Origin of the sequence: Pseudomonas sp., assembly GCF_049653025.1 — a bacterium.
Lineage (GTDB): Bacteria > Pseudomonadota > Gammaproteobacteria > Pseudomonadales > Pseudomonadaceae > Aquipseudomonas.
On record NZ_JBASFM010000025.1, the window covers coordinates 117687 to 144226 of the forward strand.

Annotated in this window: 28 protein-coding genes and 2 tRNA genes; 12 read left to right on the forward strand and 18 right to left on the reverse strand. The window is 62.2% G+C overall.

The features are described from left to right. Nucleotides 1-151: 151 nt before the first annotated feature. From WBK23_RS20015 to WBK23_RS20065, 11 genes are all read right to left on the reverse strand, one after another. A complete protein-coding gene (locus WBK23_RS20015) occupies nucleotides 152-1225 on the reverse strand; it encodes a site-specific integrase (protein ID WP_424485683.1) in 1074 nt (357 codons plus the stop codon). Between the two features lie 106 nt (nucleotides 1226-1331). Further along, nucleotides 1332-1407 (reverse strand) — tRNA-Thr (locus WBK23_RS20020). A 293-nt stretch (nucleotides 1408-1700) separates the two neighbouring features. Further along, nucleotides 1701-2927: a methyltransferase gene (locus tag WBK23_RS20025; protein ID WP_424485684.1), complete on the reverse strand. Its 1227-nt coding sequence runs from the start codon at nucleotides 2925-2927 to the stop codon at nucleotides 1701-1703. Nucleotides 2928-2963: 36 nt separating this feature from the next. After that, on the reverse strand, nucleotides 2964-3653 hold the full coding sequence (locus WBK23_RS20030) for an ABC transporter permease (protein WP_424485685.1): 690 nt from the start codon (nucleotides 3651-3653) through the stop codon (nucleotides 2964-2966). Further along, on the reverse strand, nucleotides 3650-4345 hold the full coding sequence (locus tag WBK23_RS20035) for an ABC transporter permease (RefSeq protein ID WP_424485686.1): 696 nt from the start codon (nucleotides 4343-4345) through the stop codon (nucleotides 3650-3652). Before WBK23_RS20035 ends, WBK23_RS20030 begins: the two co-directional genes overlap by 4 nt. Before the next feature lie 51 nt (nucleotides 4346-4396). Beyond that, nucleotides 4397-5149, reverse strand: a complete 753-nt coding sequence (locus WBK23_RS20040; protein ID WP_424485687.1) for an ABC transporter substrate-binding protein — start codon at nucleotides 5147-5149, stop codon at nucleotides 4397-4399. A 16-nt stretch (nucleotides 5150-5165) separates the two neighbouring features. Beyond that, nucleotides 5166-5939: an ABC transporter ATP-binding protein gene (locus WBK23_RS20045; protein WP_424485688.1), complete on the reverse strand. Its 774-nt coding sequence runs from the start codon at nucleotides 5937-5939 to the stop codon at nucleotides 5166-5168. Between the two features lie 392 nt (nucleotides 5940-6331). Beyond that, nucleotides 6332-6407 (reverse strand) — tRNA-Phe (locus WBK23_RS20050). A 148-nt stretch (nucleotides 6408-6555) separates the two neighbouring features. Beyond that, nucleotides 6556-6828 carry an oxidative damage protection protein gene (locus WBK23_RS20055; protein ID WP_424485689.1) on the reverse strand — a complete coding sequence of 91 codons (273 nt, stop codon included), beginning with the start codon at nucleotides 6826-6828 and terminating at the stop codon, nucleotides 6556-6558. Further along, the gene (mutY, locus tag WBK23_RS20060; RefSeq protein WP_424485690.1) at nucleotides 6825-7904 is read right to left on the reverse strand and encodes an A/G-specific adenine glycosylase; all 1080 of its coding nucleotides are present in this window, start codon (nucleotides 7902-7904) and stop codon (nucleotides 6825-6827) included. The genes WBK23_RS20055 and mutY overlap by 4 nt, the downstream gene beginning before the upstream one ends. Next, complete coding sequence (locus WBK23_RS20065) at nucleotides 7901-10132, reverse strand: AsmA family protein (RefSeq protein WP_424485691.1); 2232 nt, start codon at nucleotides 10130-10132, stop codon at nucleotides 7901-7903. The genes mutY and WBK23_RS20065 overlap by 4 nt, the downstream gene beginning before the upstream one ends. A 342-nt stretch (nucleotides 10133-10474) precedes the next feature. On the opposite strand from WBK23_RS20065, the gene hisB reads away from it, so the two are divergent. The 8 genes from hisB (at nucleotide 10475) to WBK23_RS20105 (ending at nucleotide 16189) form a co-directional block, all read left to right on the forward strand. Beyond that, a complete protein-coding gene (gene hisB / locus WBK23_RS20070; RefSeq protein WP_424485692.1) occupies nucleotides 10475-11068 on the forward strand; it encodes an imidazoleglycerol-phosphate dehydratase HisB in 594 nt (197 codons plus the stop codon). Then, nucleotides 11069-11707 carry an imidazole glycerol phosphate synthase subunit HisH gene (gene hisH, locus WBK23_RS20075; RefSeq protein WP_424485693.1) on the forward strand — a complete coding sequence of 213 codons (639 nt, stop codon included), beginning with the start codon at nucleotides 11069-11071 and terminating at the stop codon, nucleotides 11705-11707. Then, nucleotides 11708-11968 carry a DUF2164 domain-containing protein gene (locus tag WBK23_RS20080; protein ID WP_424485694.1) on the forward strand — a complete coding sequence of 87 codons (261 nt, stop codon included), beginning with the start codon at nucleotides 11708-11710 and terminating at the stop codon, nucleotides 11966-11968. A 36-nt stretch (nucleotides 11969-12004) separates the two neighbouring features. Continuing rightward, complete coding sequence (gene hisA, locus WBK23_RS20085) at nucleotides 12005-12742, forward strand: 1-(5-phosphoribosyl)-5-[(5-phosphoribosylamino)methylideneamino]imidazole-4-carboxamide isomerase (RefSeq protein ID WP_424485695.1); 738 nt, start codon at nucleotides 12005-12007, stop codon at nucleotides 12740-12742. Between the two features lie 10 nt (nucleotides 12743-12752). Next, complete coding sequence (hisF, locus tag WBK23_RS20090) at nucleotides 12753-13523, forward strand: imidazole glycerol phosphate synthase subunit HisF (protein ID WP_424485696.1); 771 nt, start codon at nucleotides 12753-12755, stop codon at nucleotides 13521-13523. 167 nt (nucleotides 13524-13690) lie between these two features. Beyond that, entirely contained in the window at nucleotides 13691-14428 is a 738-nt protein-coding gene (locus WBK23_RS20095) for a substrate-binding periplasmic protein (protein WP_424485697.1), read from the forward strand. 99 nt (nucleotides 14429-14527) lie between these two features. Beyond that, entirely contained in the window at nucleotides 14528-15283 is a 756-nt protein-coding gene (locus WBK23_RS20100; protein WP_424485698.1) for a substrate-binding periplasmic protein, read from the forward strand. A 150-nt stretch (nucleotides 15284-15433) separates the two neighbouring features. Next, the gene (locus WBK23_RS20105) at nucleotides 15434-16189 is read left to right on the forward strand and encodes a substrate-binding periplasmic protein (protein ID WP_424485699.1); all 756 of its coding nucleotides are present in this window, start codon (nucleotides 15434-15436) and stop codon (nucleotides 16187-16189) included. Between the two features lie 77 nt (nucleotides 16190-16266). On the opposite strand, the gene WBK23_RS20110 is transcribed toward WBK23_RS20105, so the two are convergent. From WBK23_RS20110 to gpmI, 3 genes are all read right to left on the reverse strand, one after another. Next, nucleotides 16267-17571: a S41 family peptidase gene (locus WBK23_RS20110; RefSeq protein ID WP_424485700.1), complete on the reverse strand. Its 1305-nt coding sequence runs from the start codon at nucleotides 17569-17571 to the stop codon at nucleotides 16267-16269. Between the two features lie 39 nt (nucleotides 17572-17610). Then, entirely contained in the window at nucleotides 17611-18858 is a 1248-nt protein-coding gene (locus WBK23_RS20115; RefSeq protein ID WP_424485701.1) for a murein hydrolase activator EnvC family protein, read from the reverse strand. A 160-nt stretch (nucleotides 18859-19018) separates the two neighbouring features. Further along, complete coding sequence (gene gpmI, locus WBK23_RS20120) at nucleotides 19019-20554, reverse strand: 2,3-bisphosphoglycerate-independent phosphoglycerate mutase (RefSeq protein ID WP_424485702.1); 1536 nt, start codon at nucleotides 20552-20554, stop codon at nucleotides 19019-19021. A gap of 146 nt (nucleotides 20555-20700) precedes the next feature. Between gpmI and WBK23_RS20125 the strand changes: the two genes are divergently transcribed. The 3 genes from WBK23_RS20125 to secB are packed head-to-tail and all read left to right on the forward strand — an operon-like array spanning nucleotide 20701 to nucleotide 21904. Then, nucleotides 20701-21114 (forward strand): rhodanese-like domain-containing protein, encoded by a 414-nt coding sequence (locus WBK23_RS20125; protein WP_424485703.1) that lies wholly within the window; start codon nucleotides 20701-20703, stop codon nucleotides 21112-21114. A gap of 1 nt (nucleotide 21115) precedes the next feature. After that, the gene (gene grxC / locus WBK23_RS20130; RefSeq protein ID WP_424485704.1) at nucleotides 21116-21370 is read left to right on the forward strand and encodes a glutaredoxin 3; all 255 of its coding nucleotides are present in this window, start codon (nucleotides 21116-21118) and stop codon (nucleotides 21368-21370) included. 42 nt (nucleotides 21371-21412) lie between these two features. Beyond that, on the forward strand, nucleotides 21413-21904 hold the full coding sequence (secB, locus tag WBK23_RS20135) for a protein-export chaperone SecB (RefSeq protein ID WP_424485705.1): 492 nt from the start codon (nucleotides 21413-21415) through the stop codon (nucleotides 21902-21904). A 126-nt stretch (nucleotides 21905-22030) separates the two neighbouring features. Here secB and trmL read toward each other — a convergent pair whose 3' ends face one another. Further along, the gene (gene trmL / locus WBK23_RS20140; protein WP_424485706.1) at nucleotides 22031-22495 is read right to left on the reverse strand and encodes a tRNA (uridine(34)/cytosine(34)/5-carboxymethylaminomethyluridine(34)-2'-O)-methyltransferase TrmL; all 465 of its coding nucleotides are present in this window, start codon (nucleotides 22493-22495) and stop codon (nucleotides 22031-22033) included. Here trmL and WBK23_RS20145 point away from each other — a divergent pair. Further along, nucleotides 22494-22925, forward strand: coding sequence for a hypothetical protein (locus tag WBK23_RS20145; RefSeq protein ID WP_424485707.1), 432 nt, complete (start codon nucleotides 22494-22496; stop codon nucleotides 22923-22925). The two genes, trmL and WBK23_RS20145, sit on opposite strands and share 2 nt — an antisense overlap. Before the next feature lie 287 nt (nucleotides 22926-23212). Here the strand turns inward: WBK23_RS20145 and ntrC are convergent, their stop codons facing one another. From ntrC to WBK23_RS20160, 3 genes are all read right to left on the reverse strand, one after another. Then, complete coding sequence (gene ntrC / locus WBK23_RS20150; protein ID WP_424485708.1) at nucleotides 23213-24646, reverse strand: nitrogen regulation protein NR(I); 1434 nt, start codon at nucleotides 24644-24646, stop codon at nucleotides 23213-23215. After that, complete coding sequence (glnL, locus tag WBK23_RS20155) at nucleotides 24643-25728, reverse strand: nitrogen regulation protein NR(II) (protein ID WP_424485709.1); 1086 nt, start codon at nucleotides 25726-25728, stop codon at nucleotides 24643-24645. Before glnL ends, ntrC begins: the two co-directional genes overlap by 4 nt. 191 nt (nucleotides 25729-25919) lie before the next feature. Then, nucleotides 25920-26537: a DUF4124 domain-containing protein gene (locus WBK23_RS20160; RefSeq protein WP_424485710.1), complete on the reverse strand. Its 618-nt coding sequence runs from the start codon at nucleotides 26535-26537 to the stop codon at nucleotides 25920-25922. Nucleotides 26538-26540: the final 3 nt, after the last annotated feature.

The window sequence follows — 26540 nt, forward strand, 5'->3', positions numbered from 1 at the left end:
ATAGTGGAAACCGACTACCCCAAATCCGGGGTTTTGGGTTCTACAGACCGCTTTAACACTGGTAGAGCCCAACTCGGGAGGGCAAGCCCCGGGTAAGCCCGGCTCAAAAAGATTCTGCATGCAGAATCTTTTTGAGGGGCGTTAAGGCCCATTAGGCCCTTTTCTTTTTCTGAATCAGATCTAGTTGGTCAACCAGGTCCTCGGCCCTGAGATGCGTATATCGCCTGAGCATCTGCATCGACTTATGGCCGCTGATAGCCGAGACCTGCTGGTCGGATAGGCCCCCTTCAACCAATCGGCTGACTGCCTCATGGCGCAGATCGTGGAAGCGCAGATCGGGCATGCCGAGTTTCTTCTTCAGCAGCCCCCAGGTTTTGGTGAAGGCGTACGGGTGGCGTTTTTTGTCCTTGCCAGGCTCGCCAAAGAACACCAGGTTGCAATCCTTGGGGCGAGCGGGGTTGGCTAGGGCTGCCTTGAAAGTCTCGGTGGCCGTCTTCGTGAGTGGGACCGTTCGGGCGCTATCATTTTTGGTATCGGCAAGACGTACTACGCGCCTTTCCAGGTCGACCTGCTGGCAGCGTAGGCCGGTGATCTCTGACGAGCGCATGCCCGTTTCGAGAGCGATGCACACGATCCAGCCAAGCATTGGGTTGCTGTGTGCGTTCACCGCTTTCACCAGGCGGAGCTCCTCGTCATCAGAGAGGCGACGATCACGGCCTTGGCCGGGGCTAGGTTTACGAATATTGAGAACTGGGTTCGCTGGAAGCCCAATTCGCCATTCTTGGATGGCCACCGTAAAGAGGTGGCTCAGAAGTGCTAGCTCAAGCCGGACTGTATTTGGACTGACTAGGGTTTCGCGCCGGCTTCGCTCAGCCAGCCGAGAGTCTCGATAGTCGGCAAGGATGTCTGCAGATAGAGCTGCCAGCGAATATTTGCCAAGGCGCGGTATCAGCACCTTCGCGCTACCTGCTTCAGATTTAGCGGTCTTGGGGGCTTTGGTGGGGGAGACTTCCGCGAGATAACGATTGAGTGCTTTCTCGAGCGTCATGCGCTCCGAACTGCTGCGCTCGATATAGACGCCGCGCACCATTTCGTCCTCGGTGCGGCGTGCCCAATCTTCTGCGTCGCGCTTGATGCGGAAAGTTTTTGATGCGGTTGGCCAGCCAGTCTTGCGGATGACTGCTTTCCAAGTACCGGCTTTGAGGTTTTTTACGAGGGTCGCCATATGCTCTCCGAGGTGTGCTCGGTACGGGACTGTACCGAAACTGTACCTCGGGAACATCTGATTACGGGGTCACTAAATTCTAACGCCCGTAAAGGCTTGGTTTGTATGGTGCCGGCACCAGGAATCGAACCCGGGACCTACTGATTACAAGTCAGTTGCTCTACCAGCTGAGCTATACCGGCATTTGAGGGTCGCCATTATATCCATTCGCGTGCCCGAGTAAAGCCGTCTGAGCGCAGTTCTGCGCAAGCTCTGTTATCAGCAGCAATATGCTTATGCACATACGCAGTGCATCTGGCACGGACGTGCGCAAGCTTTGTGCGGTGGTTCGCGGTATTGGCTAAGTATCTGTTTTTAATGGTGATATTTTCAGGTTAAAAAATGAGCAGGCGCGCAATGCAGGGCTGTGGCGGGCGTTTGCGCGGTTTGCTCAGAATCTGTCAACAGAGTTATCCACAGAAGCTGTGGGCAATTGCTAGTAGCGTTCGGCCAGTAACAGCAGGTTGCGTGGGGTTTGCTGGCGGGGGCAGAAGTGCCCGAGGCGCACGCTAAAGCCCTGCTCTTGCAGGTACAGCGCACGGTCGAGCAGCAGCCAGAGTTCTAGCGGGCGGCGGAACAGGCCGCGCAGCAGTTCCAGATTGCGTACCTCGGCCAGGCGCTGCCAGCCCTGTTGCTCCAGATCTGCACAGTCCTGAGTGGTTGGGATGGGCAGTTGCTTGAGTGCGGCGAGGTCTTGGCAGTAGTCGCTAAAGGGTTTGTGCAGCCAGGCGGGCGGCAGGGACGGCGTGGGCAGGTACTCGTTGCTGCCACGCAGTTTGCGTTGCAGCAGGTCGAAGGCCAGGCGCCAGGCCATCGACTGATCACGTTGGCGGCGTACTCGGGCACCGGCGGTGACGGTTTCGCTCAGCGGCAGGCCGAGGTCGTCCAGTGACAGGTGCAGGGCTGAAGCCTGCGCAGCAGCCGAGAGCGGCTGATAGCTTGGGCCGCTGATGCGGTTGTAGCAGCACGGCGCGACCGCCAGTTGTCGGCAGCCGGCCTGGCTGGCCAGCTGCAGCAGGCGCACGTGCAGGTCGCCGCAGGCATGCAAGGCCACCGGTGTGTGCTGCGCCTGGAGTTGCAGCGAGGCGTCAGCGGCGAGCACGTCCTGTTCGATATGCTGCGCATTGATGTCCAGTTTCTGGCTGAGCTGGAGGCCGCTTTGCACCAGGTCTCGGTTGTATTCCAGGCAGGTCAGTGCGCCGCCCTGGTGAGCCAGACGGCGGCCGAGGTGGCCTTTACCAGCGCACCAGTCGAGCCAGTGTTGCGGCGCTTGCGTGAAGGTCAGGCTGCGGGCGAATGACTCGATCTGTTGCCATTTACGCCCCGGTACGTCGATGCTGAACCGCGCGGGTAGCGGTGTTGCGGGCTGCTGCGGCAAGGCGCTGGTCTGGCTCAGGGCGCGGGCTTGCGCGGCCAGCTGCGTGAAGGGCGCGGGTGCTTGCAGCAGGTGCGGCTGGTTATGCACGGCTTCGGCATGCTCCAGGCTTTGCGTCCTGAGCCAGGCGGCCAGTTGCGGGTGATCAACCTCCCAGGGTAAGGCTGGGTAGTGCACAAAAGGCCGAGGCCGCCACAGCGCTTGATGCTCGATAAGAAAGCTGTCGAGCGCCTTGAAGCGCTGCAGCAGGGCAGCGTCTTGCAGGATGTCGGGGACTAAGGTTGGCATGATTGATAGTGCCTGAGGGCGCGGGCCCTCAGGCAATCAGCGGCCCTGGCAGGCGTCGACGCGCAGCCAGCGTTCCAGCAGCTTGAAACCGCGGACCAGGAGGAAGGCGATCAGCAGGTAGAACATGCCTGCGGCGAAGAAGATCTCCACCGGCAGGTAGGTGCGGGCAATGATGGTGCGCGCCATGCCGGTCAGTTCCAGCAGGGTCACGGTGCTGGCCAGGGCGCTGGCCTTGAGCATCAGGATCACTTCGTTGCTGTAGGCCGGCAGGCCGATCCGCGCGGCGCGCGGCAGGATGATATAGAGCATGGCTTGCGCGCGGGACATGCCCAGTGCGCGAGCCGCCTCCACCTCACCCGGTGGCACGGCCTGAATCGCGCCGCGCAGAATTTCGGCGATATAGGCGGCGGTGTGCAGGGTCATGGTCAGGACAGCGCACCAGTAAGGCGAGCGCAGATAGGGCCAGAGCGGGCCTTCGCGTACCGCATCGAACTGCGCTAGACCGTAATAGACCAGAAACAGTTGCACCAGCAGCGGCGTGCCGCGGAAGAAGAAGATGTAGCCATAGGGCATGGCGCGCACGTACCAGTGCCGGGAGGCGCGGGCGATGCCCATCGGCAGTGCCAGGATCAGCCCGGCGATGACGGCGATCGCCACCAGTTCGAGGGTCAGCACCGCGCCCTCGGCCAGGCGTGGCAGCCACTTGATGATCACGTCCCAGTTCATGAGGCGCTCCTGACAAAGCCGCGGCTGGCGCGTTTTTCAAGGAAGTGCATGCCGATCATCGCGATTACGGTGAGGCCCAGGTAGATAAAGGCCGCTACCAGGAAGAAGGTGAAGGGTTCCTTGCTGGCGGTCACGGCGATTTGCGAGCGGCGCATGATTTCTTCCAGGCCGATTACCGAGACCAGTGCGGTGTCCTTCATCAGGATCATAAACAGGTTGCCCAGGCCGGGCAGGGCGATGCGCCACATCTGCGGCAATATCAGCCGCCAGAAGATTCGTGGTTTGGACATGCCCAAGGCCTGGCCCGCTTCGCGGTGGCCCTTGGGGATGGCCAGGATTGCGCCGCGAAACACCTCGGTGGCGTAGGCGCCGAAGCAGATGCCAAGGGCGATGGTGCCGGCAGCGAAGGCGTTCAGCTCGAGGCTTTCGATACCCAGCAGGTCGGCCAGGTTGCGCATCAGTTGCACGGTGCCGAAGTAGATCAGCAGCACCCAGAGCAGTTCAGGGATGCCGCGCACGATGGTCGAGTAGGTGCCGCCAAGCCATTGCAGCGGCTTGTAGGGCGAAGTCTTGGCTAATGCGCCGAGCAGGCCAAGCACCAGACCGAGGGCGAGCGCGCAGAGCGCAAGCTTGATGGTCATCAAGGTGCCGGCGGCCAGGGCAGGGCCGAATCCGTAGAGGTCGAAATTCATGAGGGGCTCAGAAGCCTGCGCCGCCCGTGAGGGCGGCGCAGTGCCGGCAGCTTAGTAGATGCTGAACGGGAAGTACTTGTCGTTGATCTTCTTGTAGGTGCCATCGGCAACGATTTCTTTCAGCGCCACGTTCAGCTTGTCGCGCAGGGCATCGCCCTTACGCACGGCAATGCCGATCTTGTCGTTGTCGAAAACCGGCTCGCCTTTGAATTCGAAGCCTTTGCCGGCGTCGCTCTTCAGCCATTCCCAGTTGACGAAGCTGTCAGCCAGCACGCCATCGAGACGGCCCGAGGCCAGGTCGAGGTAGGCGTTTTCCTGGGTGTCATACAGCTTGATGTCGACCACCTTGGCCAGGTTGTCTTCCAACCAGGTGCCGGCAATGGTGGCGCGCTGAGCACCGATCACTTTGCCTTTGAGGCTGGCTTTGTCGGTTTTGAAGTCGCCACCTTTTGGAGCGATAAACTGCAGCTTGTTGGTGTAGTAGGGCTCAGTGAAGTCGACTGCGGCCTGGCGCTCTTCGGTGATCGACATCGAGGCGATCAGGAAGTCGAATTTCTTCGCGTTCAGGGCAGGGATGATGCCGTCCCAGTCGGAGGTGACCACTTCGCACTCGACTTTCATCTTGGCGCACAGGGCCTGGCCGATTTCCACGTCGAAGCCGCCGACCTGGCCGCTGGCGTCGATCAGGTTGAACGGTGGGTAGGCACCCTCGGTACCGATTTTCAATTTGTCAGCAGCGACGGCGCTGGTGCCAAAAGCCAGAGTGGCGGCAGCGGCCAGCAGGATTTTCTTGTAGTTCTGCATGCGTAGTTGCTCCGTTTTAGTGATTGCTGGACATGAATTGTTTGCAACGCGCCGAGTTCGGGCTATCGAACACTTGCTCGGGCGAGCCTTGTTCTTCTACCAGGCCCTGATGCAGAAACACCACTTCGCTGGACACCTGACGGGCAAAGCCCATCTCGTGAGTCACCAGCAGCATGGTACGACCTTCTTCGGCGAGGGCGCGGATCACATTAAGCACTTCTTGTACCATTTCCGGATCGAGGGCCGAGGTCGGCTCATCGAACAGGATCACTTTCGGTTGCATGGCCAGCGTGCGGGCAATCGCCGCGCGCTGCTGTTGGCCGCCGGAAAGCTGATTGGGGTAGACGTGGCGCTTGTCGCCGATGCCGACCTTGGCCAGCAGCGCTTCGGCCCGCTCTATGGCCTCGGCCCTAGACAGGCCGAGCACACGGCGCGGTGCCTCGATGATGTTGTCGAGCACGCTCATGTGCGGCCACAGGTTGAAATTCTGAAAGACGAAACCGATCTCGCTGCGCAGGCGATTGATCTGCCGGCTGTCTGCGGCGACCAGATCACCATTCTTCGCGGCTTTGAGCTTGAGCTCCTCGCCGGCCAGGATGATCTGCCCCTGGTGCGGGTTTTCCAGCAGGTTGATGCAGCGCAGGAAGGTCGACTTGCCGGAGCCGGAGGAGCCGAGGATGGAAATCACATCGCCATCGCGAGCGGTGAGGGAGATGCCCTTGAGCACCTCAAGGTCGCCGTAGCGTTTGTGCAGATCGCGAATTTCCAGCGCGGGCGTGGCCTCGGCCATGGGGTTTCCTCTTATTCTTCGGGTGTGCTCAGGCGTTGCGTGGCCTTCCTGGCGAGGCGTCAAGCTAGCATAGCGTTTCGCTGACCGCCAAGCCGTTTGCAGGCCGCTCGTAGTCGCTCGGGGCGCGGGTGTCGCCTGACCGCAGTTGGCTGTCGCGCCGATGCAATATTGCCCCGGTGGCGCGGCATTTTCGGCGGGAAACCTGCCGTCGTGCGGTTGTCTCTACTTGCCGCCTTGATGATCGTGCTGGGGTGTTGCTACATGCCCCTAAAGATGCCCCTAAAAATCTGAGCTGGCAGGTGCGGTGGAAAGCAGCAGGCAACAAAAAACCCGCACTAGGCGGGCTTTTTGTGTGTTTTCGGGTGCTTTTGACACCACCTGAAAACGAAAGGTGGTGCCCAGGGACGGAATCGAACCGCCGACACGGGGATTTTCAATCCCCTGCTCTACCGACTGAGCTACCTGGGCAACGGGGCGCTATTAAACGGATTTGAAGGGGGGGTGTCAAGCATGAGGTTGGAAAATATTTAATTATTACGGGCGCTTAGGTTCGGACAGCAGGAAAACGGGTGATTCGCTGGGCTCGCCCGAAGGGATTCAGGCGAGCGCTTGCGGCTTATTCGCTGGGGGGTACATAGCCTTCGGCCTGGGCGTATTCCTCGCCGGAGAGGAACTTGTCCATCTCGGCCTGGAGGAACTTGCGATCTTCGGCGTTCATCATGTTCAGGCGGCGCTCGTTGATCAGCAGGGTCTGGTGCTTCTGCCATTCCTCCCAGGCTTGCTTGGAGACGTTGTTGAAGATGTCTTCACCCTTGGCCCCCGGATAGGGTGGGCGCTCCAAGGCGGGCAGTTGTTGTTTGTGCTTGCGGCACATGACGGTGCGGGTCATGACGGTTCTCCAGTGTTCTGTTCGGCAGCGAGTGCATCGGCCACGCGTTTCAGTAGTTTTTTCACGGGGGCGGCGAGGCCCAGGCGCGGCGGGGTGGCGAGGTTATACCAGAGCCAGTCAGCCTCGGCCACGGCGGCCGGCGCGGCGGTGACCTGAACCCGCCAGGGTTCGATGCTCAGCTGGAAGTGGCTAAAGGTGTGGGTCAGGCCGCTCAAGGCCTGGCTGTCGCCCAGTTGCAGGCCGTGGCGGCTGGCCAGTGTTTCGATGCCTTGCCGGTCGTCCAGTTCCGGCAGGCTCCACAAGCCGCCCCACAGACCGCTGGCAGGGCGGCGATAGAGCAGCACCTCGCCGGCACGGTTGGTGAAGATTGGCATCAGCGTGCGTTTCTGCGGCAGTGTCTTGCGCGGCTTGGGGATCGGGTAGCGAATCTCCAGGCCCAGCAGGTGCGCCTGGCAGCCGCTCTGCAGCGGGCAGAGCAGGCAGCTGGGCTTGCTGCGGGTGCAGAGCGTGGCCCCCAGGTCCATCATCGCCTGGGTGTAGTGGTTCACCCGGTCTGCCGGGGTGAAGCGCTCGGCCACATCCCATAGCTGTTTGGCCACTTTCGGCTCGCCCGGGTAGCCTTCCTGGGCGACGTAGCGCGCCAGTACGCGCTTGACGTTGCCGTCGAGAATCGGCGCACGCAGGCCCATGCTCAGGCTGGCGATGGCACCGGCGGTGGAGCGGCCGATGCCAGGCAGTTCGGTGAGCTGTTCGACGTCGCGGGGGAATTCGCCGGCATGCTCGGCCATGACGATCTGCGCGGTCTTCTGCAGGTTGCGCGCACGGGTGTAGTAGCCCAGCCCGGTCCACAGGTGCAGCACCTCATCGGCAGGCGCTTCGGCCAGGTCCTTGACCGTTGGCAGCGCGGCCATAAAGCGGTCGAAGTAGCCCAGCACGGTGCTGACCTGGGTCTGTTGCAGCATGATTTCCGAGACCCAGACGCGGTAAGGGTTGATGCCCTGTTGCCAGGGCAGGTCCTTGCGTCCGTGACGGTCATACCAGTCGAGTACCGCGGTGGAAAACTGCTCGGGACTCATCGGTTGAACAGGCCCTTGAGTGCGTCTTTCAGTTCGGGGCTGACCTTGTCGCCGAGCTTTTCTTCGATCTTTTCGTTGATCTTGTTGCCGGCCAGTTTGGCCGCGACCTTGCCCATGCCGTCCTGATCCAGGCGGCAGGCTTTGCCGCCCATTTCCAGTGGGCCGCGGCAGCGGATTGGCCATTCGATGCCGACATAGCGCTCATTGACTTGGCAGGCCGGGTCGGGCATCTCGCGTTGATCACCTTCGAGGGTCACGCCGATGCGGTAGTCGAGGCCGAGGATGCGCAGGTCGAGGTCACCATTACCGCTGACCGCCAGGCCCGGAATACGTGCCTTGAGGTCGGGGTTGTGGGCGATGCCATTACGCACGGTCAGGTTGCCTTGCAGGGTTTCGAACGGGGTGTCCTTGCCGCGCGGATCGCTGCTCAGGGATTTGCGATTGAGGGTGGCGATGCCGCGGCACAGTTGCTGTTCGAGGTTGGCATCGACCAGTACGCCGTCTTCCAGGGCGAAGCTGGCGCTGCCGTTGAGGCCATCGACCCAGGCCTGTTGGCTATTGCCGCTGGTGCTCAGGTCGGCCTTGAGGTCGAGCAGGCCCTTGATTGGCGAGGCCTGCTCAGGCTTCTTCAGGAACGGCTCGACGGGAATGCGGGTAAGGGTTTTCTGCACGCGCAGCAGCGGCACGGTGGGGCGTACGTCGATGCTTGCCGTGGCCTCGAAGCTGCCATTGTCGAGGCCGCCACGCAGTTCCTGCAGGGTCAGCAGGCCGTTCTGGCTGCTGGCCTTGAGGCTGACGTTGCTGGCGGCCTGCTGCTGCACGGTGAGTTGGGTGAGGCTGAGGTCGAGCTGCAGGTCGAGCTTGCGCAGCGCCTCGACCGGCAAGGCTTCGCGGCTGCTCCAGGCCTGCTGGGTTGGAGCGTTGGGCAGCGGGGTGCTGCCGCTTTGCCCGGCGCTGGCGACGCTGGCCTTGACCTCGGCCTTGCGCGCGGCTCCGACATCCTTGGCGTCCTTGGAGGGGGCTGGCAGGTAGCGGTCGAGGTTGAGCTGATCGCCCTTGAGCTGGACGCGCAGGGCCTGTTTGGCGAAGTCGGCGATGGCGATCTGGCCACTGAGGCTGCTGTCATCGAGTTTCAGTTGCAGCTCTTCAAATGCCAGGCTGCTGGGTGTGCCGTTCAGGCGGGTGACCAGTTCGAACTGGCTGAAGGCCTTCTCGTCGCTGCTTGGTGGCAGGGTCTGGCCAATGGTGGTGAGGAACTCGCGCAGGTTGAGCGGGGCAATCGACAAGCCGCCGCTGAGCTTGGGTTGGCTGCTCAGGTCGCGCACTTTCAGCTCGCCCAGAGCGCGCAACTGGTTGGCGGAAAGCTTCAGGCTGTTCCATTCCGCGACTTGGGCGGCCAGGTCGACCAGTAGCTGGCCCTGAGCGCCGAAGGTCAGGGTTTGCCCGGCAAAGGGTTCGCCGGACACTTCGCCGGAGAGCTTGGCGTCTTCCAGCTGGTAGCGCTTGAGTACGCGGTCGAAACGCAGCTCGCCCTGCAATTCGCTGCGCGCGCGCAGCACCGGCTTGTTGGTGCCGAAGAAGGCGCTGAGCTTGAGCGGAATGCTTGCACCTTCGCGAATGGCACCGGTGGTCAGCTGGATGCTTTCGGCGCTGAATTGCTGGCCTTTCTGCGCGTCGTGGTAGTCGATGCGTGCGCTGTTGACGATCAGGCTGTCGATATCCAGTTTCAGCGGCTGGCTGCTTTCGCTCGGTTCGGCGGCGCTATCGGCGCTTGCGCTGCTGGTCGCTGGGGCGTCGGCGCTGGTCGGGGCGGCCTGGGCTTTGGCCGGTTTGCCGACATCTTCCCAGTTGCTGTGACCCTTCTCGTCACGCTGCAGGTTGAGGTTGAGGCCGTCGATGCGGATATCGCTCATCTGCACTTCTTTGCGCAGCAGCGGCAGTACGCGCACCGAGAGGCCGAGCAGGCGCAGGTCGGCGAAGGGTTTTTCCGGGGTGCTGACGCTGGCCAGGGTGGCGTCGGTCAGCTCCAGGCCGAGCCAGGGAAACAGGCTCCAGCCGATATCACCCTTGAGGGTCAGCTCCAGGTTGGCCTTGTCGCGGGCAATCTGGCGAATTTCGTCTTTGTAGTCGTTGGGATCGAACAGATGGGTCAGGGCAAAGCCCAGCGCCACTATGATCAGCAACAGTCCGAGGAATAACAGACCCAGGATTTTGCCGAGCGCTTTCATGTGCGAGTCCTTGTTTCGGGTGAACAGAATTTAAGTCGGCGAGTATAGCGCCGGGCGTTGCTACAGGCCGTTGACAGTCGGGCCTGTGCGTCGATTTTGCAAGTCGCGGTTATAGCGCCTGCGCCACGCGCGCGGCAATCGCCAGCGGGTTAGCGCTGCATGGGCGCTGCGCGTTTGGATCAGCAAGTCGGCGGCCGGTTCCCTGTGATTGCGCAGGTCGCAGCGGCTTTGCGCTGGCCCGTACATCCAGCAAACGCACCTCTGATCGCCGCCGGTAGCCGCCCAGGCGGATGCCCGCCTATAATGCTCGCCTTTTTCCGTGGGCAATTTCTGGAGCTGGTGATGGCCGAACGTACGGCATCCGTCGAGCGCAATACCCTGGAGACCCAGATCAAGGTCTCGATCAACCTGGATGGCAGCGGCAAGGCCAAGTTCGATATTGGCGTGCCGTTCCTTGAACACATGCTCGACCAGATCGCCCGTCACGGCCTGATCGACCTGGATATCCAGTGCAAGGGCGACCTGCATATCGACGACCACCATACTGTGGAAGACGTCGGTATCACCCTCGGTCAGGCCTTCACCAAGGCCATCGGCGATAAGCGCGGTATGACCCGTTATGGCCATTCCTATGTCCCGCTGGACGAGGCGCTGTCGCGCGTGGTGATCGACTTCTCCGGTCGTCCGGGTCTGCAGATGCACGTGCCGTTCACCCGCGCAGTGGTTGGCGGCTTCGACGTGGACCTGTTCCAAGAGTTCTTCCAGGGCTTCGTCAACCACGCTCTGGTCAGCCTGCATATCGACAATCTGCGTGGCACCAACACCCACCACCAGATCGAAACGGTGTTCAAAGCGTTCGGTCGCGCCCTGCGCATGGCCACCGAGCTGGACCCGCGCATGGCTGGGCAGATGCCGTCGACCAAGGGCTGTCTGTAAATGCAGACAGTTGCAGTAATCGACTACGGCATGGGCAACCTGCACTCGGTGGCCAAGGCCCTCGAGCACGTGGGTGCCGGTAAGGTGCTGGTGACCAGTGACGCCCAGGTGATTCGCGAAGCCGACCGTGTGGTATTCCCCGGTGTCGGCGCGATTCGCGACTGCATGGCCGAGATCAAGCGCCTGGGCTTCGACAGCCTGGTGCGAGAAGTCAGTCAGGATCGGCCGTTTCTCGGCATCTGTGTGGGCATGCAGGCGCTGCTGGAGCGCAGCGAGGAGAACGACGGCGTCGATTGCATCGGCCTGTTCCCTGGCCAGGTGCGCTTCTTCGGCAAGGGTATGGTCGAAGATGGCGAGCCGCTGAAGGTGCCGCATATGGGTTGGAATGAAGTGGCGCAGTCGGTCAAGCACCCGCTGTGGCACAACATCCCGGATCTGGCGCGCTTCTACTTTGTGCATAGCTATTACATCGAGGCCGGCAACCCCAAGCAGGTGGTCGGTCGCGGCCACTACGGCAAGGATTTCGCCGCGGCGCTGGCTGAAGGCTCGCGCTTTGCCGTGCAGTTCCACCCGGAAAAGAGCCACACCCACGGCCTGCAGTTGCTGCAGAACTTCGCCGCCTGGGATGGCCGCTGGTAAATGAGCCGGGGCAAGGCGAAACCGCCGATCATGACCTTGAGTGCCGAGCAGGAGCGTGAAGCTTGCCAGGCGCTCAAGCGTTTTATGGCCGAACGCTTCGAGCTGGAGCTGGGCAGCTTCGAGGCCGCCGAAGTGCTCGAGCTGTTTGCCCGCGAGATTGCGCCGCACTACTACAACCGGGCGATTTTCGATGTACAGGCTCACCTGAAAGAACGGTTCGAGAGCATCGAAAGCGACCTCTGGGCACTCGAAAAGAGCTGACCCACCGAATTCACACGACTTGAGCAGGTTCCACCGATGCTGATTATCCCCGCTATCGATCTGAAGGACGGCGCCTGCGTGCGTCTGCGCCAGGGCCGCATGGAAGACTCCACGGTGTTTTCCGATGACCCGGTGAGCATGGCCGCCAAGTGGGTCGAGGGCGGCTGCCGCCGTCTGCACCTGGTCGACCTCAACGGTGCCTTCGAAGGCCAGCCGGTCAACGGCGAAGTGGTGACTGCCATCGCCAAGCGCTACCCGCACCTGCCGATCCAGATCGGCGGCGGCATCCGCTCGCTGGAAACCATCGAGCATTACGTCAAGGCCGGCGTCAGCTACGTGATTATCGGCACCAAGGCGGTGAAAGATCCGGCGTTCGTTGCTGAAGCCTGTCGTGCTTTCCCGGGCAAAATCATCGTCGGTCTGGATGCCAAAGATGGTTTTGTCGCCACTGATGGCTGGGCTGAAATCAGCACCGTGCAGGTGATCGACCTGGCCAAGCAGTTCGAAGCCGACGGCGTGTCTTCGATCGTTTATACCGACATCGCCAAAGACGGCATGATGCAGGGCTGCAACGTACCGTTCACTGCTGCTTTGGCTGCGGCGACCAAGATTCCGGTGATCGCCTCTGGCGGCATCCACAACCTGGGCGATATCAAGGCTCTGCTGGACGCCAAGGCACCGGGTATTATCGGAGCGATCACCGGCCGGGCGATCTACGAAGGCACCCTGGATGTTGCTGAGGCCCAGGCCTTCTGCGACTCCTACAAGGGCTGAGGACAGACTCATGGCGCTGGCTAAACGCATCATCCCCTGCCTCGACGTCGACAACGGCCGCGTGGTTAAGGGCGTGCAATTCGAGAACATCCGCGATGCCGGCGACCCGGTAGAGATCGCCCGGCGTTACGACGAGCAGGGCGCCGACGAGATTACTTTTCTCGACATCACCGCCAGCGTCGATGGCCGCGACACCACCCTGCATACCGTCGAGCGCATGGCCAGCCAGGTGTTTATCCCGCTGACCGTGGGTGGCGGCGTGCGCACCGTGCAGGATATCCGCAACCTGCTGAATGCTGGCGCGGACAAGGTCTCGATCAACACCGCTGCGGTGTTCACCCCGGAGTTCGTCGGCGAAGCCGCCTCGCGCTTCGGCTCGCAGTGCATCGTCGTCGCCATCGACGCGAAGAAGGTCTCCAAGCCGGGCGAACCCCCGCGTTGGGAAATCTTCACCCACGGCGGGCGCAAGCCGACCGGCCTGGATGCGGTGCTGTGGGCGAAGAAGATGGAAGACCTCGGTGCCGGCGAGATTCTCCTCACCAGCATGGATCAGGACGGCGTGAAGAGCGGCTATGACCTGGGCGTAACCCGCGCCATCAGCGAAATGGTCGGCATCCCGGTGATCGCCTCCGGCGGCGTCGGCAACCTCGAACACCTGGCCGCCGGCATTCTTGAAGGCAAGGCCGCCGCCGTACTGGCTGCGAGCATCTTCCACTTCGGCGAATACACCGTGCCGGAAGCCAAGGCGTATATGGCCAGCCGCGGCATCGTGATCCGCTAAACCATGCTGGCCGGCAGCCCTGCCGGCCACTGCTGCGGGCGAGTCGACAGCAATATGTCTGTTGCCCCGCTAAAATCCCCAAGGTCTGCGCCCGGGCTCGACAGCATCGCTGTCGCCGTCGGCCGCTCCCTCATACATCGATGGCCTTGCCCATCCTCGGAGTTATTATGTCCGCTATCCGGCTATTCACCGCGCTATGGCTGTTGTGTGCCGCCTGTTCGGTGCGCGCGGAGCCTCTGGTGCTGCTTACCGAAAACCTGCCACCGTTCAGCATGGCCGCCAGTGGCGGCAATTTCGCCAAGGATGCGGACGTCAAAGGCATCAGCAGCGACACGGTGCGTGCGCTGTGCAGCAAGGCGCAGCTGGAATGCCAGCTGATCCTGCGGTTTCCCTGGGATCGCCTGTACAACCAGGCGTTGAGCAGCCCGGGTTATGGCCTGTTCTCCACCATTCGCACGGCGGAGCGTGAGGCGCTGTTCAAGTGGGTCGGGCCGATTGCCGTGAGTGATTGGGTGTTGCTGGCCAAGGCGGACAGCAGCATCGCCCTGGACAGCCTGGAGCAGGCCTCGGCGTATCGCATTGGCGGTTACCGCAACGATGCGATTTCGCAGTTCCTGATCGACCGTGGGCTGAGTGTGCAAACCAGCCTGCAGGACAAGGAAAACCTCAGCAAGCTGGAGAAGGGCACGATCGACCTGTGGGCCACCGATGACGTCGGTGGTCGCTATATGGCCAAGCAGTCGACGCTGGGCGCGCTCAAGGTGGTGCATCGTTTCCACAGTGCCGACCTGTATCTGGCGCTGAACAAGGAAACGCCTGACGACGTGGTGCAGAAGTTGCAGAAAGCTCTGGATGGTATGCGCGCTCAAGGTGAGCTGGGCACCATCAAAGACGGCTATCTGTAAGCGCGTGCAGTCCGCCCGGCGGGCTGCTCCCAGGCTGGGCTAAGTCAGCTGTGCTGGGTATGCTTGCAGGCTCAGCCTCCACTACCGATGTGAGATCCCATGTTTAAACAACTGCTAATCGCCCTCACTGGCACCCTTATGGTGCTCTCGGGCAGTGCCCGGGCCGAAGTCGACCCGAACTACAGCCTGGTGCTGCTGACGGAGAATTTCCCGCCCTACAACATGGCGATCAACGGCAAGAACTTCGCCCAGGAAGACAATATCGACGGCATCGCCGTGGATATCATCCGCGAAATGTTCAAGCGCGCCGGGATCAAATACAGCATGACCCTGCGCTTTCCCTGGGATCGCATCTACAAGCTGGCGCTGGAAAAACCTGGTTACGGCGTGTTCGTGACGGCGCGTCTGCCGGAGCGTGAAACGCAGTTCAAATGGGTCGGCCCGATTGGTCCGGATGACTGGGTCTTGCTCGGCAAGGCCGACAGCGCCATCACCCTCAACAGCCTGGACGATGCCAAGCAGTACAAGGTCGGTGCCTACAAGGGCGACGCGATTGCCGAGCACCTGGTGGAGAAAGGCCTGGAGCCGATCACCGCGCTGCGCGATACGGAAAACGCCAAGAAGCTGATGGCCGGGCAGATCGACCTGTGGGCCACCGGTGATCCAGCCGGCCGTTACCTGGCCAAGCAGGAAGGCATCTCCGGCTTGAAGACCATCCTGCGTTTCGACAGCGCCGAGCTCTACCTGGCCCTTAACAAGGACGTGCCGGATGAAGTGGTGCAGAAGCTTCAGGCCGAGCTGGACAAGATGCGCAGCGAAGGTTTTGTCGACGACACGTTGAACAACTACCTGTAAGAGCAACGTCTAACACGAGAAACCAGCAGGCCGGTCACAAGCCGGTCTGCGGCCATGGAAGGTCGACGCCGAGCATCATACGTCACCGGGCATCCGCCCGAGCAAGGATGCCGCTAGCCATAATCACAATTCATGCGAGCGGAAAGACCTATGTTGAAAACCCTGAAAGCCAGCCTGCTGTTCGGGCTTGTACTGAGCGCCTGTGCGGCCCATGCCGAACTGCCGGCCGATTACAAAGTGGTGCTGCTGACCGAGAATTTCCCGCCGTTCAACATGGCGGTGGATGACAAGAACTTCGCCCGTGACGACGGTATCGACGGCATCAGTGCCGAGGTGGTGCGCGAGATGTTCAAGCGCGCCGATATCAAGTACAGCCTGACCCTGCGTTTCCCCTGGGACCGGCTGTACCGTCTGACCCTGGACAAGGCCAACTACGGCCTGTTCTCCACCACCTTCACCCCCGAGCGGCAGCCGCTGTTCAAGTGGGTCGGGCCGTTGGCCAAGACCGGCTGGGTGCTGTTGGCAGCGCCAGGCAATAACCTCAGCCTCGGCAGCCTCAAGGATGCCGGGCAATACCAGATCGGTGCCTACAAGAACGACGCGGTCAGTCAGCACCTGGAAAGCCAGGGCCTGACGCCGGTCAACGCACTGCGCGATCAGGAAAACATCAAGAAGCTGCTCAGTGGCAAGATTGACCTGTGGGCCACCACCGATCCGGTCGGTCGCTACCTGGCCAAACAGGAAGGCGTCAGCGGCCTGACAACCGTGCTGCGCTTCAATGATGCCGAGCTGTACCTGGCGCTGAACAAGGACACCCCGGACGAGGTGGTGCAGCGCTTGCAGAAGGCGCTGGATGAACTGCGCGCTGAAGGTTTTATTGATGAAATGACCAATAACTACCTGTGACAGGCTCTAAATAGCGGCCATTAAAAAGCCCGGCCCTGAGTGATCAGGGTCGGGCTTTTTTATTGCGTTGCCGTGGCTCAGTCGCCGCGGGTGACGCTCAGGCCCTTGAGCAGGTTGAGCGCCTGGCTCAGCTGGTAGTCGTCATCCTGCGGGCGTTTCGCGCTGCCGGCCTTGCCCTTGCTCGGCTTGTCGGCACCGCCGTTACCATTGCCCAGGTGACCTTGCAGGTCGGCTTCCTTGATGCCGCTTTCGTCCTGCTCGCGGGTCAGTTTGGCACGCGCTACTTCGATGTCCGGCACGATGCCCTGGGCCTGGATCGAGCGGCCGTTGGGGGTGAAGTACAGCGCGGTGGTGAGTTTCAGGGCGCGGTCATTGTTCAGCGGCAGCACGGTCTGCACCGAACCTTTGCCGAAGCTGTCGGTGCCCATCAGCACGCCGCGTTTGTGATCCTGCAGTGCGCCGGCAACGATTTCCGAGGCCGAGGCGCTGCCGCCGTTGATCAGCACCACCAGCGGTACGCCTTCGCTGGCGTCGGCCGGGTCGGCGGAGAAGCGCAGTTCGGAGTTGGCGATGCGCCCCTCGGTATAGACGATCAGGCCTTTCTTGAGGAAGTGGTCAGACACCTCGACCGCCGCCTGCAGCACGCCGCCGGGGTTGTTGCGCAGGTCGAGGATCAGGCCGCGCAGCTTCTTGCCGTTGTCCTTGCGCAGCTTGGCCAGCGCCTTGCCGACTTCTTCGCCGCTGTTGACCTGGAACTGGGTGATGCGCACGTAGCCGTAGCCGTCGTCGAGCAGCTGGCTCTTCACGCTCTTGACCTTGATCACCGCGCGAGTCAGCTCGACATCGAAGGGCTGGCCGCCTTCGCGCACCAGGGTCAGTTCGATGGTGCTGCCGGCCTTGCCGCGCATCTTGTCCACCGCTTCCATCAGCGACAGGCCCTTGGTCGGCTGGCCGTCGATCTTGACGATCAGGTCGCCTGGCTGGATGCCGGCGGCCGATGCCGGGGTGTCGTCGATCGGCGAGACCACCTTGATAAAGCCGTCTTCGACGCCGACTTCGATGCCCAGGCCGCCGAATTCGCCGCTGGTGCTTTCCTGCAGGTCGCGGAAATCTTCCGGTTCCAGGTACGAGGAGTGCGGGTCGAGGTTGCTGAGCATGCCCTTGATCGCATTTTCCAGCAGGGTCTTGTCGCTGACCGGCTCGACATAGGCGGACTTGATGCGGTCCATCACTTCGGCAAAGGTGCGCAGTTCATCCAGCGGCAAGGGCGCGCTGTCATTGGCGGTGACCGGCGCGGCGGCCGGAGCGGCCTGTACCAGCGCGGCGCTACCCAGCAAGGTGACGGCCAAGGCCAGAGTGGTGAGGCGGAACAGATGCGGCATGTCGAACTTACTCCTGTCCTGAATCGGTAAACGCGGCGCTTATCCTTGCGCGCGACACCATTGAGCCGGATCGCTGGGGCGACCCTGCTGGCGAATCGCGAAATACAGCGCCGGGGTATCTTGCCCGCCGCTAGTGCCGACTGTGGCGATGGCTTCGCCGGCTTTAACCACATCGCCGGCATCCTTGAGCAGGCTCTGGTTGTGCCCGTACAGGCTCAGGTAGCCATTGCCGTGATCGAGAATGACCAGAAGCCCGGCACCGCGCAACCAGTCGGCGAACACCACGCGCCCGCCATGCACGGCGTGTACCTGGCTGCCGGCGGAAGCGCCAATCAGTACGCCATCCCATTTTGTGCGGGCGTCGCCGCCGCGTGGCGTGCCGTAGCGCGCCACCAGGCGACCATCGACCGGCCACGGCAGCTTGCCGCGGGCTTTGTCGAATGGCCCGCCGAAGCTGGCACCGGAGCTGACCAGCGGGCCGCTGCTGGCTGGCTTGGCGCTGTTGCCCGCTGCTTGCTGCTCGCGTTCGGCCAGCAGCGCCTGCTGGCGCGCGGCTTCGGCTTCGCGGGCCTGGCGGGCGAGGGTTTCTTCGATGGTTTTCAGCACGCGGGCCAGGTTGGCTTGTTCCTGCTGACGGGCCTTGAGCTTCTGGTCGCGGGCGGAGAATTCTTTGCCGAGCTTGGCCAGCGCCAGTTGCCGCTCCTTGCGCACTCCGGCGAGTTGCTCGCGACGGCCGTCGAGGGCACTTTTCTGCTCCAGCAACTGGTTTTGCTGGGTGGCGATGTCCTGCTCGACATTGGCCAACTGGCGCAGGGTCTCGTTGAACGTGGCCAACTGCTCCATGCGCGCTTCGCTGAGGTAGTCGTAGTAGGTCAGGGTGCGCGAGAATTTTTCCGGGTTCTGCTGGTTGAGCAGCAGCTTGACGTACTCCTGGCGGCCGCTCTGGTAGGCGGCGCGGGCCTGGATGCCGATCAGGCGTTGTTGCTCAAGGCGTGCGCCTTCGAGTTTTTTTTTCTCAAGGTCGAGGCGCTGAATTTCCTCTTCGCTCTTCTTCAGGTCCTGTTGCAGGCCCTTGACCTGCTTTTCCAGCTGGCCCATCTCGCTTTCAGTCTTTTTCAGGTCTTTCTGCACGCCCGACTTCTCCTGCTGAAGCTTCTTCAGCAGTTGTTTCAGCTCGGTGATATCGGCGCTGGCGGCGTCCAGTTGCTTTTGGGCATCGCTCTTCTCGTCGGCCAAGGCCGGCGTCAGCAGAACAGTCAGGAAAATAACCAAGAGGGCGCGAAACATGGTGCTGGTAGTACCTGGGACAAGGACGCGCCTAGTATGCCTAAAAAACCGGCAGCAAGCTGCAAGTCATCGGTGCCGCCAGTGGGGGCGAATCGACAGCGTGAAGTGCCCGTCATTTTGCCCGCAGACCAGGCGTTGCGCCTGGCCTGCGGGCAGCGGCTTAGTTCAGCTCGACAATGCTGGTGCCAGTCATTTCCGCTGGCACCGGCAGGCCCATCAGGCTCAGCAGGGTCGGGGCCACATCGGCCAGTACACCGCCTGGGCGGATGGTCGCTGGGCGCTTGCCGACATAGATGAACGGCACCGGCTCGCAGGTGTGCGCGGTGTGTGCCTGGCCGGTGCTTTCGTCGGCCATCTGTTCGACGTTGCCGTGGTCGGCGGTGATCAGTGCTTCGCCGCCAACCTTGTCCAGCGCTGCGACGATACGGCCGACACAGCTGTCCAGGCATTCCACGGCCGCTACGGCGGCGGAGAACACGCCGGTGTGGCCGACCATGTCGCCGTTGGCGTAGTTGACGATGATCACGTCATAACGCTGGTTCTCGATGGCGTCGACGATGCGGTCGGTGACTTCCGGGGCGCTCATCTGTGGTTGCAGGTCGTAGGTGGCGACGTTCGGCGACGGAATCAGGATGCGTTCTTCACCGGCAAACGGCTCTTCACGGCCGCCGGAGAAGAAGAAGGTGACGTGGGCGTACTTCTCGGTTTCGGCGATGCGCAGCTGGGTCTTGCCGTGGTTGGCCAGGTACTCGCCGAGCACGTTGGTCAGCGCCTCCGGCTTGTAGGCGCTGGGCGTCGGGATGCTCGCGGCGTACTGGGTGAGCATGATGAAACCGGCCAGTTGCGGCACGCGCGGGCGCTCAAACTCCTTGAAACCGGGCTCGACAAAGGCGCGGGTCAGCTCGCGGGCGCGGTCGGCGCGGAAGTTCATAAACACTACGGCATCGCCGTCTTCCATCTGCACCGGTGCGCCGATGCTGGTGGTCTTGACGAATTCGTCGCTCTCGCCGCGTTCGTAGGCGGCGGCCAGGCCTGCGCTGGCAGTGGCGGCGCTGAACAGGCCGTTGCCGTCGACGATCAGCTTGTAGGCCTGCTCAACGCGGTCCCAGCGGTTGTCACGGTCCATGGCGAAGTAGCGGCCGCTGAGGCTGGCGATGCGGCCCTTGCCGAGCTTGGCGAAGGTGGCGTCGAGCAGCTCGATGGACGGTTGCGCGCTTTTCGGCGGGGTGTCGCGGCCATCGAGGAAGGCGTGCAGGTAGATCTTCTCTGCCCCGCGCTGGGCGGCCAGCTCGGCCATGGCGGCGAGGTGGTCCTGGTGGCTGTGCACGCCGCCATCCGAGAGCAGGCCGAGGATATGCACGGCCTTGCCGGCGCTGACGGCCTTATCGACTGCCGCGGTGATGGTCGGGTTATCGAAGAACTCGCCATCGCGGATTGCCTTGGTCACGCGGGTGAAGTCCTGGTACACCACGCGGCCGGCACCCAGATTCATATGGCCGACCTCGGAGTTGCCCATCTGTCCGTCCGGCAGGCCGACGTCCATGCCGCTGCCTGAGATCAGGCCATGCGCCTGGGTGGCGCGCAAATGGTCATAGACCGGCGTGTTGGCCGCCATGATGGCATTGGACTCGGGGCTGTCACTGTGGCCGAAGCCATCGAGAATGATCAGTACCAGGGGTTTGGGCGTGGCGCTCATAAAGCTGGCTCGCTCTGGGTCGATGGGCGGGGAACAAGGCTGGGCATTTTACGGCCAAGCGCGGCAATCGTCACTGCCGGGCGGGGCTTGGCCGACCTGTGTGGCTGTGTATACTGGCCGGCATTTTACCGTCCCGGAACCGCCCAATGCTTGCCAACTTGATTGAATTTGCCACTACCCACTATGTACTGAGCGGATCGTTCATCACTCTTCTTGCGCTGCTGGCCTTCACCGAAGCGCGTAAGGGCGGAAAAAGCCTGAGCAGCCGCGAGCTGACGGCATTGCTCAACAGCGAGCAGGGCGTGGTGCTGGATATTCGCGCCCAGAAGGATTTTTCCGCTGGGCATATCGTCGGCGCACTGAATATTCCTTATGAAAAGCTCACCAGCCGCATGGCCGAGCTGGACAAGCACAAGGCCAAGACCCTGATTCTGGTCGATGCCATGGGCCAGCACGCCGGCACCGTCTGCCGTGATCTGAAGAAAGCCGGTTTCACCGCGGCCAAGCTCGGCGGCGGGATTGCCAGCTGGCGTGGCGACAACCTGCCGCTGGTGAAGTGAGATGTCGGCCGTCGTCATCTATTCCAGCGACTGGTGCCCTTACTGCATCCGCGCCAAGCAACTGCTGGCGAAAAAGGGCGTGGCCTTTGAGGAAATCAAGGTCGACGGCCAGCCCGATGTGCGCGCGGAAATGACTCGCAAGGCGCGGCAGACCTCGGTCCCGCAAATCTGGATTGGCAGCACCCACGTGGGCGGCTGCGATGACCTGTATGCCCTGGAGCGCGCCGGCAAGCTCGACGCGCTGCTCAAGGTTTAACTCCACTGTTTAATTAGCACCTAACGATAAGAAGGCTTTGCCATGACAGAACAAGCTAGCAACGGCGCCGCTCAGGGCGAACAGAACCCGCAATTCTCCCTGCAGCGCATCTATGTGCGTGACCTGTCCTTCGAAGCGCCGAAGAGCCCGGAAATCTTCCGCCAGGAGTGGACGCCGAGCGTGGCCATGGACCTCAACACCCGTCAGAAGTCCCTCGATGGCGATTTCCACGAAGTGGTGCTGACCCTCTCGGTTACCGTGAAAAACGGCGAAGAAACCGCCTTTATCGCTGAAGTGCAGCAGGCCGGGATCTTCCTGATCAAGGGGCTGGACGCGGCTTCCATGAGCCACACCCTCGGTGCGTTCTGCCCGAACATCCTCTTCCCGTATGCCCGCGAGACCCTGGACAGCCTGGTGGTGCGTGGCTCGTTCCCGGCGCTGATGCTGGCCCCGGTGAACTTCGACGCCCTCTACGCGCAAGAGCTGCAGCGTATGCAGCAGGCTCAGGCCGGTGAAGCTGCTACCGCTCACTAAGGTTTGCGGCTGGAACAAAAAAACGCCCTACGGGGCGTTTTTTATTGGCCCGCCATCCCTGGCGGCCACCCTGCGGGCCGTCGCTGCGCGACGTTAAAAATTGCTCCCGGCAATTTTTTATGGGCGCTACTGGGCGTCGGCAAAACCCTGCTGGCGCCAGGCCTCGTAGACCGCCACGGCGACGGTATTGGACAGGTTCAGGCTGCGGCAGCCTTCGCGCATCGGCAGGCGCAGGCGTTGCTCGGGCGGCAGGCTGTCGCGAATCTCCTGTGGCAGGCCGCGGCTTTCCGGGCCGAATAGAAAGGCATCGCCGGGCTGGTAGCTGACCTGATGGAACGGCTGCGAACCCTTGGTGGTGAAAGCGAACACGCGCGGCTGGCCGAGGCTTTCCAGGCAGCTGGGCAGGTCGGCGTGGCGCTGCAGGGTGGCGTATTCGTGGTAATCCAGGCCGGCACGGCGCAGGCGTTTGTCATCCAGCTCGAAGCCCAGCGGCTCGATCAGGTGCAGGTGGCAGCCGCTGTTGGCGCAGAGCCTGATAATGTTGCCGGTATTCGGTGGAATTTCCGGTTGAAAAAGGATGACGTGAAACATGCGCGGCTCCGAGCTTGAAGGCGAGCAGTATTCTACAGACCCGCGCCCCCGTCCGTGGGTGCGGGTGATCGGTTCGTTGGCGCTGTTTGGCTTTTTGATCGGCTTGATGATCGGCCGCATGCTGCAACCCGATCCGCTCTGGCTGGATCGTGTTGAGGTGCTCGATGATGGGCTGGCGCTGTGGTTCAACGTCGAGCCGCTGCCGCGTGAAGAGCATGCGGGCGGCGTATTTATCCTGCGCCTGCAGAGTTTTGGTCGCGAACAGCAGGGCCAGTTGCAGGTGCAAGGGAAGTTGGCTAATTGGCGTTTGCAGCGTGAGCGAAGGGATTTGCTACTGAGGGTGGTGGCAGCCCGTCCACTGCGCGGCGAATGGCGCGCTGAGGAAGTAGACGGGCTGTGGCGGCTGACGATCAGCCTGGCGCAGCAATAAAAGAGGGGAATCCCCGGCCTGCCTGTACCAAGGTCCCCAAAACTGGGATTGCTAGAGTCTATGCAGGCTGTGTGCCAGTTTTATTACGTTGCCTGCAGGCCTTGTAAATACTGGGTTTCAGGGGTTTTGACGGGCGTTGGCAGTGGTGTGTAAGGGCCGGCTGGTGAACCGCTGCTGTGCACCAGGCTGATGCGGGTGCTTTGCTCTGGCGCATTTTCAGGGAGTTTGCCGCTGTAACAGAAAACGGGCCCAGCGGGCCCGTTTTCTATTCTGCGCAGAGCAAGTGGTCAGTCGTCGCCGTCCTCGTCGTCCGCGCCGTCGACATTCATGCCGAGCTCCTTGATCTTGCGGGTCAGGGTGTTGCGGCCCCAGCCCAGCAGCACGGCGGCGTCGCGGCGGCGGCCGGCGGTGTGCTTGAGCGCGGTTTCGATCATGATCCGCTCGAACGCCGGCACGGCGGTATCCAGCAGGCTCGACTGGCCACGCCCCAGCGCCTGATCGGCCCACTGGCGCAGCGCCTGCTCCCAGTTGCTCACCGGCGCACTTTCCTGCGGCTGGCTGAGCAGTTCCGGCGGCAGATCGTCGACATGCACTTCACGGCCCGAGGCCATCACGGTGATCCAGCGGCAGGTGTTCTCCAGCTGGCGCACGTTGCCCGGCCACGGCAGTTGCTGCAGGTAGTCCTCGGTTTCGCTTTTCAGCAACTTGGGCTCGACCGCCAGCTCCAGCGCGGCGCGGCTGAGGAAGTGGCGAGCCAGGGTGGGAATGTCTTCACGGCGGTCCGACAGCCGTGGGATATGGATGCGGATTACGTTGAGGCGGTGAAACAAGTCCTCACGGAATTTGCCGGCCTGCACCAGGTTTTCCAGGTTCTGGTGAGTGGCGGCGATAATGCGCACGTCGACCTTGACCGGCGTATGCCCGCCGACCCGGTAGAACTCGCCATCGGCCAGTACGCGCAGCAGGCGGGTCTGGGTGTCGGCCGGCATATCACCGATTTCATCGAGAAACAGGGTGCCGCCGTCGGCCTGTTCGAAGCGACCGCGGCGCTGGTTGGCCGCGCCAGTAAAGGCACCTTTTTCGTGGCCGAATAGCTCGGACTCCATCAGGTCTTTCGGAATCGCCGCCATGTTCAGTGCGATAAACGGCGAGGCCGCGCGCGGACTGTGACGGTGCAGGGCGTGGGCCACCAGTTCTTTACCGGTGCCCGATTCGCCGTTGATCAGCACGGTGATGTTGGAATGCGAGAGGCGGCCGATGGCGCGGAACACCTCCTGCATGGCCGGCGCTTCACCGATGATCTCCGGGGTGCGCGGCTGCTCGACCGGCACGCTCAGGCTCTGCTGCTCCTGGGCGTGCATGTTGGCGCGCTTGACCAGCGACACGGCTTCGTCGACGTCGAACGGCTTGGGCAGGTACTCGAACGCGCCGCCCTGGTAGGAGGCCACCGCGCTGTCCAGGTCGGAGTGCGCGGTCATGATGATCACGGGCAGGCGCGGATGCAGTTCGCGAATCCGCGCGAGCAGGTCGAGGCCACTGGCGCCCGGCATGCGGATGTCGGAGATGATCACGTCCGGCTGCTGACGGCTCAGGCGAGTGATCACGCCATCGGCACTGTCGAAGCTCTGGGTGGTCATGCCTTCCTGTTGCAGGGCCTTTTCCAGGACCCAGCGGATGGAGCGGTCGTCATCGACAATCCAGACGGTTTCACTGCGACTCATGACGGAGTTACTCCTTGTTCCAACGGCAGGAAGATCGAAAACACGGTGTGGCCGGGATGGCTCTCGCATTCGATCAGGCCCTGGTGCTGACTGATGATGTTCTGGGTAATGGCCAGGCCCAGGCCGGTGCCGTCGGCACGCCCGCTGACCATGGGGTAGAAGATGGTTTCTTGCAGTTCGCTGGGGATGCCCGGGCCGTTGTCGATGATCTCGATCTTGGTCACCAGGCGATGCCGGCTGTGGCCGATGGTGAACTGGCGCAGGGTGCGGGTGCGCAGGGTGATGCGGCCCAGGCGCAGCTCGTTCTGCCCGCCGATGGCCTGCATGGCGTTACGCACGATATTCAGCACCGCCTGGATCATCTGTTCACGGTCGATCAGTACATCCGGGATGCTCGGGTCGTAGTCGCGCACCAAGGTGATGCTGCCCTGGCTTTCCGCCTCGACCAGGCTGCCGACGCGCTCCAGCACCTCGTGCACGTTGGTCAGCGCCAGGGACGGCAGTTTGTTCGAGCCGAGCATGCGGTCGACCAGGTTCCGCAGGCGGTCGGCCTCCTCGATGATCACGTTGGTGTAATCCTTGAGGCTTTCTTCGGGCAGCTCGCGGGCCAGCAGCTGCGCCGCGCCGCGGATGCCTCCGAGTGGATTCTTGATCTCGTGAGCCAGGCCGCGCACCAGCATTTTGGTGGTTTCCTGCTTGGACAGCTGCGCCTCTTCCTTGGTAATGCGCAGCAGGCGGTCGCGCGGGTGCACTTCCAGCAGCAGCAGGGTTTCACCACGACTGAAGAGCGGGGTAACGGCGTAATCGACGGTCAGGGTCTGGCCGCTGACCGAGGTCAGCACCGCTTCACGCTTGTTGAACGGGTGGGCGTGCTCGACCGCCTGGCGCAGGGCGCTGAGGGCCTCGCTTGACTCGGTAAACAGCTCGCTGATGAACTGCCCGTGGCTGCGCTGGCCACTGACGGCCAGGAGCATCTCCGCTGCCGGGTTCATGTACTCAAGACGCAAGTCGTTATTGAGCAGCAAGGTGGCGGTGGTCAGGTTGTCCAGCAGCAGGCGGTGCAGTGCGTCGTTGATGATCATAGGTTGGCTTCCGGCAATGCAGCGGGAAAATGCAAGAAGCAAACCAAAGCCCCGAAAAGAAGCGTGTTTAGCTGTAGGAAGCAGGGAATTGGCTGCTTTTCAGCGCAGCAGGGTCGTGTGGCGCGACCCAAAACAGGGAGAGTATAGAAATGCCGGGCAATATGCGCACTGCTTTGGTGCGCTGTGCGGGATTAGATAAACGGCACGAAGGGAATGTCTTTCTTTTCCGGCGGTTTGTCCTTTATTGGACACTCCGGGCGGACGCCGTAATCGGCCTTTTTGCAGGGCGTGACCATGCGTTTCTGCGCCAGCGAGATGCGCAGCATATGAAACGGCTGATTAGGCGTGCGCTCGATGATGCGGCCCTGCTGGTCGATGATTTCCACCGCCAGCTGATGAGTGCCGCGGTCGATATTCTCCAGTGGGAACACCGGGCTGCTGCCTGCTTCACCCACCTGTACGCCATCCAGCAGCAGGCGATAGCTGTGTTGGGGGAATAGGCCTGGCTCGCTGTTGACGCTGACAATCAGGTTGCCGGCGCTGTCGCGGATGGTGGCGTCGGGTTGCGGCACCAGAATACGCAGCAGGTTGTAGCGCAGCCCGGGTTCGGGCGGTGTCTCGGCTTCAGCGGCAGGCTGTGAGCCTACGGTTGGCATCGAGTTACTGGGGGCCAGTTCGATGCGTTCGGCATCGCCGGATTTGGGTTTGTCGGTAAAGACGCGATTCCCTTCGCCATCTATATAGGTGTAGACCTGCGCCAGGGCGGGCAGGGCGAGCAGCATCAGGCTGCAGAACAACAGGTTGCGCATGGA

Coding starts and splice junctions, on each gene's coding strand:
- WBK23_RS20015 (WP_424485683.1), bottom strand. CDS start 1,225: ATGGCGACCCTCGTAAAAAACCTCAAAGCCGGTACTTGGAAAGCAGTC.
- WBK23_RS20025 (WP_424485684.1), bottom strand. CDS start 2,927: ATGCCAACCTTAGTCCCCGACATCCTGCAAGACGCTGCCCTGCTGCAG.
- WBK23_RS20030 (WP_424485685.1), bottom strand. CDS start 3,653: ATGAACTGGGACGTGATCATCAAGTGGCTGCCACGCCTGGCCGAGGGC.
- WBK23_RS20035 (WP_424485686.1), bottom strand. CDS start 4,345: ATGAATTTCGACCTCTACGGATTCGGCCCTGCCCTGGCCGCCGGCACC.
- WBK23_RS20040 (WP_424485687.1), bottom strand. CDS start 5,149: ATGCAGAACTACAAGAAAATCCTGCTGGCCGCTGCCGCCACTCTGGCT.
- WBK23_RS20045 (WP_424485688.1), bottom strand. CDS start 5,939: ATGGCCGAGGCCACGCCCGCGCTGGAAATTCGCGATCTGCACAAACGC.
- WBK23_RS20055 (WP_424485689.1), bottom strand. CDS start 6,828: ATGACCCGCACCGTCATGTGCCGCAAGCACAAACAACAACTGCCCGCC.
- mutY (WP_424485690.1), bottom strand. CDS start 7,904: ATGAGTCCCGAGCAGTTTTCCACCGCGGTACTCGACTGGTATGACCGT.
- WBK23_RS20065 (WP_424485691.1), bottom strand. CDS start 10,132: ATGAAAGCGCTCGGCAAAATCCTGGGTCTGTTATTCCTCGGACTGTTG.
- hisB (WP_424485692.1), top strand. CDS start 10,475: ATGGCCGAACGTACGGCATCCGTCGAGCGCAATACCCTGGAGACCCAG.
- hisH (WP_424485693.1), top strand. CDS start 11,069: ATGCAGACAGTTGCAGTAATCGACTACGGCATGGGCAACCTGCACTCG.
- WBK23_RS20080 (WP_424485694.1), top strand. CDS start 11,708: ATGAGCCGGGGCAAGGCGAAACCGCCGATCATGACCTTGAGTGCCGAG.
- hisA (WP_424485695.1), top strand. CDS start 12,005: ATGCTGATTATCCCCGCTATCGATCTGAAGGACGGCGCCTGCGTGCGT.
- hisF (WP_424485696.1), top strand. CDS start 12,753: ATGGCGCTGGCTAAACGCATCATCCCCTGCCTCGACGTCGACAACGGC.
- WBK23_RS20095 (WP_424485697.1), top strand. CDS start 13,691: ATGTCCGCTATCCGGCTATTCACCGCGCTATGGCTGTTGTGTGCCGCC.
- WBK23_RS20100 (WP_424485698.1), top strand. CDS start 14,528: ATGTTTAAACAACTGCTAATCGCCCTCACTGGCACCCTTATGGTGCTC.
- WBK23_RS20105 (WP_424485699.1), top strand. CDS start 15,434: ATGTTGAAAACCCTGAAAGCCAGCCTGCTGTTCGGGCTTGTACTGAGC.
- WBK23_RS20110 (WP_424485700.1), bottom strand. CDS start 17,571: ATGCCGCATCTGTTCCGCCTCACCACTCTGGCCTTGGCCGTCACCTTG.
- WBK23_RS20115 (WP_424485701.1), bottom strand. CDS start 18,858: ATGTTTCGCGCCCTCTTGGTTATTTTCCTGACTGTTCTGCTGACGCCG.
- gpmI (WP_424485702.1), bottom strand. CDS start 20,554: ATGAGCGCCACGCCCAAACCCCTGGTACTGATCATTCTCGATGGCTTC.
- WBK23_RS20125 (WP_424485703.1), top strand. CDS start 20,701: ATGCTTGCCAACTTGATTGAATTTGCCACTACCCACTATGTACTGAGC.
- grxC (WP_424485704.1), top strand. CDS start 21,116: ATGTCGGCCGTCGTCATCTATTCCAGCGACTGGTGCCCTTACTGCATC.
- secB (WP_424485705.1), top strand. CDS start 21,413: ATGACAGAACAAGCTAGCAACGGCGCCGCTCAGGGCGAACAGAACCCG.
- WBK23_RS20145 (WP_424485707.1), top strand. CDS start 22,494: ATGCGCGGCTCCGAGCTTGAAGGCGAGCAGTATTCTACAGACCCGCGC.
- trmL (WP_424485706.1), bottom strand. CDS start 22,495: ATGTTTCACGTCATCCTTTTTCAACCGGAAATTCCACCGAATACCGGC.
- ntrC (WP_424485708.1), bottom strand. CDS start 24,646: ATGAGTCGCAGTGAAACCGTCTGGATTGTCGATGACGACCGCTCCATC.
- glnL (WP_424485709.1), bottom strand. CDS start 25,728: ATGATCATCAACGACGCACTGCACCGCCTGCTGCTGGACAACCTGACC.
- WBK23_RS20160 (WP_424485710.1), bottom strand. CDS start 26,537: ATGCGCAACCTGTTGTTCTGCAGCCTGATGCTGCTCGCCCTGCCCGCC.